This is a genomic window from Streptomyces sp. NPDC002935, from assembly GCF_040611295.1.
Taxonomy (GTDB): Bacteria; Actinomycetota; Actinomycetes; order Streptomycetales; family Streptomycetaceae; genus Streptomyces.
The window spans coordinates 234,003-242,899 of sequence record NZ_JBEXNW010000007.1 but is presented as its reverse complement, the minus strand read 5'-3'; the positions used below and the strand labels follow the sequence as shown (position 1 = coordinate 242,899).

Here is an 8,897-nt window from a genome sequence, read left to right as displayed (position 1 = left end):
GGCCGAACTTCCAGCTGAGGCTATGCTTTTGTTCATGCAATCCCTCCACCGACTGATCCAGTGGCTGCGTCACCCCTTATGGAAGATATGGCAGACACTCACTTTCCTGACCGTCGGTGTTCCGCTTCAACTCGTCGCCCTTTTCTGCGCGCTGGTTCCCGTCATGAGACCGGCCATGACGCTGGTGCAGCAATATCGCTTTCAGGCCATGCTCGGCGTGGAGATCGCGCGCGCCTCGGCCGACGACCCGAGAACGAGCCGGCGCCAGGCGAAATACCACCTTCTGGCCGGGCCTGCGGTGGCGCTGGGAGCATTGATCGGTCTGGCCCTGTGGGTCCTGGGGTTCGTGGCCGCCACGGTGTACATCTGGGTGTGGCAGCTCCCGCTGGAGTGGCGTCTGGCGCATCACGGCTACTCGGTCACGGCTGCCTATGTCATGGCCGCCGGCCTTGCCGTACTCGCCCTCGCCACCTGGGTGTGCCACGGCCTGGCCCGGCTGGACGTCTTCGCCGCCACCGGGCTGCTCGGCCCCACCCGGGCCGAGCTCCTGGAGCGGCGGGTGGAGAACCTCACCGAGAGTCGGGCGGGCATGGTGGAGGCCGCCGACGCCGAGCGCCGCCGCATCGAGCGGGACCTGCACGACGGCGCTCAGCAGCGGCTGGTCGCCATGGCCGTGCACCTCGGCCTGGCCAAGGCCACGCTCGGCGAACTCCCGGAGGACGCCCGCAAGGTGATCGAGGACGCGCACCGCGAGGCGAAGGAAGCCATTTCCGAACTGGGCGATCTGGTACGCGGTCTGCATCCGGCCGTGCTGGAGGACCGGGGGCTCGACGCGGCGCTGTCCGGCATCGCCGAGCGCGTTCCGCTGCCCGTGCGGCTCAACGTCGAGCTGGCCGAACGGCCCTCGCCGACCGTCGAGGCGGTCGCCTATTTCGTCGTCTCCGAGGCCCTCACCAATGTGATCAAGCACGCCGAGGCGTCCCGCGTCGACGTCACGGTCGGCCGGGTCGGCGACACCTTGCTGGTCCTGGTCTCGGACGACGGGGTCGGCGGCGCGGATTCCGCCGGCGGGACCGGGCTCAGCGGCCTCGCCAAGCGGGTCGCGTCCGCCGACGGTACGTTCGGCCTCAGCAGCCCGGCCGACGGGCCGACCGTACTGACGGTGACGCTGCCCTGCGGCTCGTGACGGCGAAGAGCCGGCCCGGGGGATCTTCGATCCACCCGGGCCGGCTCTCGGCCCGTCGGCCGGCTCAGTCCCACGTCCAGACCGCGGCCGTACGCCTGCCACGACCACGCCACCACAGGGCGAGGCAGATCGGGACCGCGGCGATGGCCGGCAGCAGTCCCACGGCCCAGCTGGCCTCGATGGGCGGTCCCGGCCGCGGTCCCACCGGGACGCTCAGGCTGCCCCGCCCCGCGCCCTCGGGCCCCTCGACCGCCAGCTCGAACCGCCAGGTGCCCTCGTCCGGCAGCAACGTGCCGTCCAGCCCCCAGCGGTCGTGGGAGCGGGTGTACCGGGGCAGCGCCCGCCCGAGGCCTGCGCCCCGCTTGCCGTAGTCCTCGCCCGACGGCCCGATGAGGTGCAGCCGCGCGGTGCGTCCCTTGATGCCCCGCTCGGCCTGGAACGTCATGTCCAGGGAACGGCCGGCGTACAGCGGCCAGTCGGTGAAGGACACCTCGATGTCGTACGGGCCCGCCCGCAGCAGCTCGGAGTGCACCACCGCAGGCGCACCGGCGTCGGCGGCCGAAGCGACCGGAGCCGCGAGGGCTCCCGCCAGGACCGCGAGAAGGACCGCCGCGAGCGAGCGCCGCAGGTTCCGCGCACGGCCGCCCGGCCGCGCGGTGTGTCCTCGCATGCTCACACCTCCATCGCGGGCCGCAGCCCTGATTCGGGCGCCGGAGCCGGCGCCGCCGAAGCCGGGGACGAGACGCCCGCACCCGGACCCAGCCTGCGCAGGGCGATCGCCGCGGACCAACCCAGCGGGCCGGCGGCCGTGCCCAGGACCGTCGCCAGCACGATCGCGAGCGGCGAGAAGCCGTTGCCCAGCTGTGGGGTGTAGAGCAGCACCATCGCCAGGGCGGCGACCGCGCTGACCGCGGGAACGGCGGTCCTCGGGGTCAGTCCACGGCGCCGCAGGATCACCAGGGCCACTTCCACCAGGACCGCGATCAGCGGCAGCACCATGGGGTAGAGCGACGCCAGGGTGGGCTCGCCCGAGATGTTGTCCCGCAGCGACATGCCCAGGCTCTCGGCGTAGACCCGGGTGATCCAGGGGGCGAAGAACCAGTCGATCGCATGGAGCGCCCCGAAGACCAGTCCGGTGAACGTGACCCAGCCGGTGGCACGCGTCACGCCGGCCACCATCAACAGGGCGAACAGCGCGACCGCGGTCATCGACACCTCGAAGGGCTGCGCCCAGAAGAGCGCGAACATCATCGAGGTAAGGGAGGTGGCCACGGACAGGGCGACCCCCCAGCGGCTGACCGCCCGGTCCCCGAGCGCGGTGAACGCCAGCACCGTGCCGACGCAGATGGTCAGTCCGCCGAGAGAAAGGCCCACATGGGGCGGTGAATTGAGGGTGACATCGAATCCGTACACGGTGTGCCACCACAGATCGATCATTCCGTAGATCAGCTCGACCGCCGCGCCGACGCCGGCGACGAAGAATCCGATCGGGGCCCGGAAGACGCGCAGCACGGTGACCGAGCGGCCGGTGGCGGCCACGCTGTCCGGGTCGGCGCGCCAGACGCCGGTGCGCATCAGCACCATCACCACGCCGGTCAGGCCGGCCAGGGTGGGTGCGGCGTAGATGAGCATGTGGGGGGCGGTGAAGAAGGTGTCCGGGCCGACGTCGTCGTGCCACTGCACGTCCCAGACCACGCCGAAACTGGTCGCGAGCAGGGCGACCGACAGCAGCCAGCACCCGACCAGTTCGGCGCGGTCGGGGCGGCCCGATGTCGTGGAAGTGCTCATGCGAGGGCGGACTGCTCCATGCTCAGGCGCAGACTCAACGGCCGCATGTCCGTCCACACCTCCTCGATGCGGGACAGGCACTGCTCGCGCGTGCCCTCGGTGCCCTCGGCACTCCAGCCGTCCGGCAGTTCACGATCCAGCCACCAGATGGAGTACTGCTCCTCGTCGTTGAGGACGACGCGGTAGAGGGCGTCGTCGGAGAATTCTTCGGCCATGACATGCTCCTCGGCATTTTCCGGAAAGGGATTCCGGGGAATGCTCAGCCGCTGTCCTATACCGCCTCTATACCAAGGGGCTGATGCCGGGAACCGGCGAGTATGGCCGGAATATAGCTGCCCTCCGCAGGATGACCGGGACAGGAGCGCACGATCCGCCACACCGGGAGGTCACGGTCTCAATGCAGCACCGTCAGGGATGGAAACCGCTGGAGATCGGACCGGCCGACGCGGGGGTCACCGCGGACGCCGACGGCCTCGTCGCCCATCTGGATTCGCTCACCGATCTGGAGCAGCTTCTCGCCAAGGAGAAGGCACTGGTTTTCCGGGGCTTCCAGGTGCCCGAGGGCGCGCTCGACGCCGTCATGGACCGACTGCTGCCCAACCGGCTCGCGTACGTGCACGGCAACTCCCCGCGCACGAAGGTCGGCAAGAACATATACACCTCGACCGAGTACCCGGCCGAGTATGTGATCTCCATGCACAACGAAATGTCCTATGCCCACCAGTGGCCGGCCCGGCTGCTCTTCTACTGCGCCGTCGCCCCGGCGACCGGTGGCGCCACTCCCGTGGTCGACGGCCGGCTGTGGCTGGACTCCCTCGACGACGACGTCCGCGAGGCCTTCGCGGGCGGTGTCCGGTACACCCAGAACCTGCACGGCGGCCGCGGACTCGGCAAGAGCTGGCAGGACACCTTCGAGACCGGCAGCAAGGACGAGGTCGAGGAGTTCCTCGCCGGTACGCGGGCGAGCTGGCAGTGGCTGCGCGGTGACGCGCTCCGGGTGACCCAGGACCGGGCTTCGACCCTGCGGCATCCGCTCACCGGCGAGGAGGTCTGGTTCAACCAGGCCGACCAGTGGCACCCCGCGGGACTGGGCGACGAGACCGCCGCCGAGCTGGCCAAGGTCCTGCCGGCCGACGAACTGCCGCAATCCGTCAGTTACATCGACGGCAGCCCGATCCCGGCCGCTCACGTCCACCAGATCCGTGACCGTGGGCTCGCGGCGGCCGTCGACGTCGACTGGCGCCAGGGCGACCTGCTGCTCATCGACAACGTCCTGGTCGGCCACGGCCGCCGGGCGTACTCCGGAGCGCGCCGTGTGCTGGTGGCCATGTCCAACTGACCGCGCCACCCCCGGTCTCATCCGGAGGTGAGCAGGGGGCACGCCCGGTAGGCACGCGCGACCCGGACCAGCCAAGTGATCTCCGCGCTCAGATCAGCCGCCGACGGCCCGTCTGCGGCCCGCAGCGTGTCGGGCACCGCCGGCCGCAGACCCAGCCGCTGGGCGTGCAGGGCGGCCTTGAGCTGGGTGGCCGTGACGCTGGCCGCCAGTTCCTCGCCGACGAGACCGGTGGCTTTGCCGAGCCGGGCGGCCCGCTCGGCGACCTCCGCGTCGAGACTCTCCCGCAGGGCCAGTTGTCCGTCCCGGATCTCGATGGCCCTGCGGTACAACCGGAACTCTATCTTCCGTATGGTCAGCAGGGACCAGAGCCGGGAGAACCGCCCCTCCTCCAGGGCGATGTCCGGCCTGCTCCGTACCAGCGCCAGCCACAGCGGATGGAGCCGCTGGTACTGCATGTAGCCGCGCGCCGCACGGCGGGCCTGGGTCAGCAGCGGCCCCCAGCCCGGCAGCGTCCACCCCGTCTGGGCGAGCAGTCCCCCGATGCCGCCGCAGAGCCACGCGGCACGCTCCACCCAGGAGGGGTTCTGCGCGACGCACCCGCACACCCCGTTGGCGAAGCGGACCGCCCCGTACCCGAGCGAGAGCGCGGATCCCACCGCCGTGACACGCAGTCCGCGACGCAGCCACAACCGGTTCACCCGCCGCGCGCAACGCAGGCACAGGACCGATACCAGCACCTCACCGACCATGAACACGGCGCTGTACAGCAGCAGATAGCGCCGGTAGTCGGCGTCACCCGCGTAGTGGACGGTGAAGTCCCGGGGATGTTCGCCCGAGGAGCTCAGCCGGACGAAGAGCACGGCCAGCGCGGCCACCACCCCGCAGAGGACGAGGAGATGGCGAAGCATGTTCCGCCGGGCCCGTCCGGGCGGGAGGAGCATCCGGTCGAACAGGGCGCACTGCGCCACGATCAGGCCCATCACACAACTCTGGGCCAGCAGTGCCGCGCTGTTGGCAATCCCCGTGAGCCTGTCGACAGCGATCCAGACCACTGGGGTGGACAGGGTGAAGCTGAGCGCCGAGAAGCCGTGCACGGCGCACAGGGCCCACAGCGCGGGGTCGCGCGGGGCACGCCGCAGCGGACCGATCTTGTAGAGCAGAGCCGCCACCGCGACCAGGGCACACAACGGGTGCAGCAGAGTCGTCACGTGGGACCGGCCGGCCCAGGGATGTCCGGGTGCTGGGGCAGCAGCGTGCGTTCCAGCCTGTCGACGAGCACGGCGCTCTCGGCCATGGGCGCCCAGACCGGGTCCAGGGGCCGGTGGTTGGCGCCCTGGAGGAGCAGCGTGCCGATCAGCTCGGCCTCCTGCTCCTCGTCCTGCGTATAGGCGGTCCGCCGCCGCATGTCGGTGATCGTCCGCGGGTCGAGACCGGGCAGCAGCAGCCGCGCCATGTCCTCGCTCACGGTCGGCTCCCGCGGCCGTTCCTCGTCATGGCACAGCAGGTGCCCCAGCTCGTGTCCGATGATGTGCTGCTGGTGGACCGGGCTGGTCAGCTGCTCGTAGAAGATGTAGTCGGCCTGGGACGTACGGACCCACACCCCGCAGTGGCCGTCGGCGGGGAAGGGCATCGCCTCCAGATGGATGGCCCGTCCCGTCCGCTGCGTGACCCGTCGGCACACATCGGGGATGCCGTAGGAGGACGGCAGGCCGAGTCCGCGGACAAGAGCCGCGCAGCGTGCCCGCCGCCTGCGCGTCGTCATCCCTCGCACGGCTCGTCCGGGCATTCCGACAGCCCTTCCAACTCCCGTACCCGCTGGATCACTTCGGTGATGGAGTCCAGGCTCTTCGCGGACAGGCCGGAGGCGCGCAGGGCGATGGCCTGCACCCCGGCGTCCTTGAGCGCGGCCATGAGCCGCAGGTCCCCCGCCACCTTGTCATCGGCGCCGTTGTCGAAGAAGTAGGTCGGCGGAACACCGAAGAACTGGGCGAGTGCCTCGACGTGACGCAGCGTCGGGTTGTCCCGGTGCCCCTTGCGCAGCAGCCAGATGTAGCTCGCCGAGATGGGCACCCCGCTGAGGGTGATGCTCCGGGCGACCTCCTCCGTGCTGTACGGGCGCCGGCCTCCTGGAGTCACAGTGTGGAACAGGTGGTTGAGCTTGTCGGCGAGACGCAGTCCGACCGTCGCGCCAGGTTCGTCCACGTGGACACCTCCAAACTGGTGGTCGGATTCTACGTCGGGTGATCGCTCCCGGCGGGAAGATCAAGTCTTTGCCCCGCGTTGATCTTCTCACTCCGCCGCCGGTCGATTCCTTGGGTAGAGTCCACAACTCATGTAGCAGGTGCGGTATCGGGATGACATTCCTCAGTCGAGACCAGGACTGATGTCGTCCCTGCGGGGGTGATCGTGCGGTGGGACATGCGGTCGCCATGTGCTTCTGGGGAGGGCGCAGTGTTCGACTTACTTGGGCTGGACGACATCGCACAGGCCGTGTACGAGGAGATGCTCAAGGATCCGTCGGCGGCCGCCGACGCCATCGCGTGGAGACTCGACCGGCCGGCCGGCCAGGTGCGGAACGCGATGACCCAACTGAACCGTCTCTCGCTGATCCGGCCGTCCTGGCAGGACCCGGGCGAGTACCGCGCGGTCGAACCCGAGGTCGGTCTCAAGCTCCTGCTGTCCACCCAGGAGGCCGATCTGCGCCGCCGGCAGGAGGAGATCGAGGCGGGCCGGCTCGAACTCGAACGACTGGCCGCCCAGTACGCCGAATTCAGCCGCTCCCGGCAGGGCACCGACACGGAACGGCTCGGCGGAATCGACGCCATACGCCTGCGCATCGAGGCGCTGGCGGCGGGCTGCTCCTCCGAGATCATCGCCTTCGTGCCCGGTGGCGCGCAGTCGCGGGCCAACATGGAGGCGAGCCGGCCGCTGGACGAATCAACCCTGGCCCGAGGGGTGCACATGCGCAGCGTCTACCTGGAGAGCATCGGCAACGACCGGGCCACGATGGAGTACGCGCGCTGGCTCGGCGACTCGGGTGCGCACATCCGCTTCGCCACGGTGCTGCCGCCCCGCATGGTGATCTACGACCGGGAGGTGGCGATCGTCCCGGACGATCCGGACGCCACCCACCGGGGGGCTCTCGTCACCCGGAGCAAGGGCGTCGTCAGCGCGCTGTGCGAGCTCTTCGAGCAGGTCTGGAGCACCGCACGGCCCCTGGACTACGAACCGTGGCCGGGCGACGACGACGGACTCACCCTGCAGGAACAGGCCGTACTGGACCTGTTGGCGCAGGGGAACGCCGACGACCAGATCTCCCGCCGGCTGGGCATCTCCGTCCGCACGACCCGGCGCATCACGGCCGGCCTGGCGCACCGGCTGGGCGCCAAGAGCAGGTTCCAGACCGGGGCCCTGGCAGCACTCCGCGGCTGGCTCGACCCCCAGCGGCCCGCCGTATAGAGCCGGTATAGGGAACCGTCCGACGCTTCTCGACGGCGTCGGCGGCCGGTCATCCACGACCGCCGGCCGCCCCACCACTGTCGACCACACGAGGTGCGGCATGCTTCCCCACACTCAGCGAACCGAAGCGCGCGGAGCCAAGCTCCTGGGCATCGGTGTCTACCGGCCACAGCGCGTGGTCGGCAACGACGAAGCGGCGGTCAGGACCGGGCGTACGGCCGACTGGATCCGGCGCCGCACCGGAATCCTCGAGCGCCGCTACGCCGAACACGACGAGACCGTGGCCGGCATGGCCGTCGAGGCGTCCAGGAAGGCGCTGGCCGACGCCGGTGTCACCGCCGCCGAGATCGACACGGTCCTGGTCGCCTCGATGTCGGATCTGCGGCAGAGCCCCGCCTCGGCTCCCGAGGTGGCCCACCGCATCGGCAGCCGGGCCGCGGCCTTCGACCTGAACGCCGCGTGCTCGGGCTTCTGTTACGGCCTCGCCCTCGCCGCGTCCATGGTCAGGGACGGAACGGCCGGCCATGTCCTGCTGATCGGCTCCGAGAAGATGACCGACATCGTGGACCCCCACGACCCGGGCGCGGCGTTCCTCTTCGCGGACGGAGCGGGAGCCGTCGTGATCGGGCCCGGCCGCCCCGAGGAGGACGGGATCGGCCCCGTCGTCTGGGGTTCCGACGGCGGACGCGGCGATCTGATCGCGCACGACGCCTCGTGGGCGGAGTACCGCGACACCCCCCGTGCCGCCTGGCCCGCGATGCGGATGGCCGGACCCGAGGTCTTCCGCTGGGCGATCGAGGACATCCCCGACACAGCCGGGAAGGCCGCGGCGGCGGCCGGGACGACACTGGATCGCCTCGACGCCTTCGTCCCGCACCAGGCCAACCTGCGGATCATCGACACCCTCGCCCAGCGCCTCGCCCTCCCGCCCGAGGTCGCCGTCGCCCGCGACGTGGTGCACTCCGGCAACACCTCTTCCGCGTCCATCCCGCTGGCCGTCTCCCGGCTGCGCGAGCTGGGCGCGGTCGGCAGCGGTGCCACGGCCCTGCTCGTCGGCTTCGGCGCCGGGCTCACCTGGGCGGCGCAGGTCGTCCGGCTGCCCTGACAGCCACGGAACGACACGTA

At 70.6% G+C, this 8,897-nt stretch carries 10 protein-coding genes; 4 read left to right on the top strand and 6 right to left on the bottom strand.

What is annotated here, in order from left to right:
* Positions 1 to 34 precede the first annotated feature (34 nt).
* The gene (locus tag ABZX90_RS12265; RefSeq protein ID WP_351119949.1) at positions 35 to 1,186 is read left to right on the top strand and encodes a sensor histidine kinase; all 1,152 of its coding nucleotides are present in this window, start codon (positions 35 to 37) and stop codon (positions 1,184 to 1,186) included.
* A 64-nt stretch (positions 1,187 to 1,250) separates the two neighbouring features.
* On the opposite strand, the gene ABZX90_RS12260 is transcribed toward ABZX90_RS12265, so the two are convergent.
* Genes ABZX90_RS12260 through ABZX90_RS12250 form a run of 3 tightly spaced genes read right to left on the bottom strand, consistent with a single transcriptional unit; the run spans position 1,251 to position 3,189 of the window.
* The gene (locus ABZX90_RS12260; protein WP_355204009.1) at positions 1,251 to 1,856 is read right to left on the bottom strand and encodes a hypothetical protein; all 606 of its coding nucleotides are present in this window, start codon (positions 1,854 to 1,856) and stop codon (positions 1,251 to 1,253) included.
* Positions 1,857 to 1,858: 2 nt separating this feature from the next.
* On the bottom strand, positions 1,859 to 2,974 hold the full coding sequence (locus ABZX90_RS12255) for a hypothetical protein (protein ID WP_355204006.1): 1,116 nt from the start codon (positions 2,972 to 2,974) through the stop codon (positions 1,859 to 1,861).
* Positions 2,971 to 3,189: an MbtH family NRPS accessory protein gene (locus ABZX90_RS12250; RefSeq protein ID WP_355204003.1), complete on the bottom strand. Its 219-nt coding sequence runs from the start codon at positions 3,187 to 3,189 to the stop codon at positions 2,971 to 2,973. Before ABZX90_RS12250 ends, ABZX90_RS12255 begins: the two co-directional genes overlap by 4 nt.
* Positions 3,190 to 3,371: 182 nt before the next feature.
* Here ABZX90_RS12250 and ABZX90_RS12245 point away from each other — a divergent pair, with 182 nt between their 5' ends.
* Entirely contained in the window at positions 3,372 to 4,313 is a 942-nt protein-coding gene (locus tag ABZX90_RS12245) for a TauD/TfdA family dioxygenase (protein ID WP_351119940.1), read from the top strand.
* 17 nt (positions 4,314 to 4,330) lie between these two features.
* Here ABZX90_RS12245 and ABZX90_RS12240 read toward each other — a convergent pair whose 3' ends face one another.
* From ABZX90_RS12240 to ABZX90_RS12230, 3 genes are read right to left on the bottom strand one after another with little or no spacing between them, the layout of a single operon-like run.
* Positions 4,331 to 5,521, bottom strand: a complete 1,191-nt coding sequence (locus tag ABZX90_RS12240; protein ID WP_355203999.1) for an MAB_1171c family putative transporter — start codon at positions 5,519 to 5,521, stop codon at positions 4,331 to 4,333.
* Positions 5,518 to 6,075, bottom strand: coding sequence for a regulator component (locus ABZX90_RS12235; RefSeq protein WP_351119936.1), 558 nt, complete (start codon positions 6,073 to 6,075; stop codon positions 5,518 to 5,520). Before ABZX90_RS12235 ends, ABZX90_RS12240 begins: the two co-directional genes overlap by 4 nt.
* The gene (locus ABZX90_RS12230) at positions 6,072 to 6,515 is read right to left on the bottom strand and encodes a helix-turn-helix domain-containing protein (protein WP_351119934.1); all 444 of its coding nucleotides are present in this window, start codon (positions 6,513 to 6,515) and stop codon (positions 6,072 to 6,074) included. The genes ABZX90_RS12235 and ABZX90_RS12230 overlap by 4 nt, the downstream gene beginning before the upstream one ends.
* Before the next feature lie 249 nt (positions 6,516 to 6,764).
* On the opposite strand from ABZX90_RS12230, the gene ABZX90_RS12225 reads away from it, so the two are divergent.
* Both ABZX90_RS12225 and ABZX90_RS12220 read left to right on the top strand, forming a co-directional pair.
* A complete protein-coding gene (locus ABZX90_RS12225; protein WP_351119932.1) occupies positions 6,765 to 7,772 on the top strand; it encodes a LuxR C-terminal-related transcriptional regulator in 1,008 nt (335 codons plus the stop codon).
* Between the two features lie 100 nt (positions 7,773 to 7,872).
* Positions 7,873 to 8,877, top strand: a complete 1,005-nt coding sequence (locus tag ABZX90_RS12220) for a beta-ketoacyl-ACP synthase III (RefSeq protein ID WP_351119930.1) — start codon at positions 7,873 to 7,875, stop codon at positions 8,875 to 8,877.
* The last annotated feature ends 20 nt before the right edge of the window (positions 8,878 to 8,897 follow it).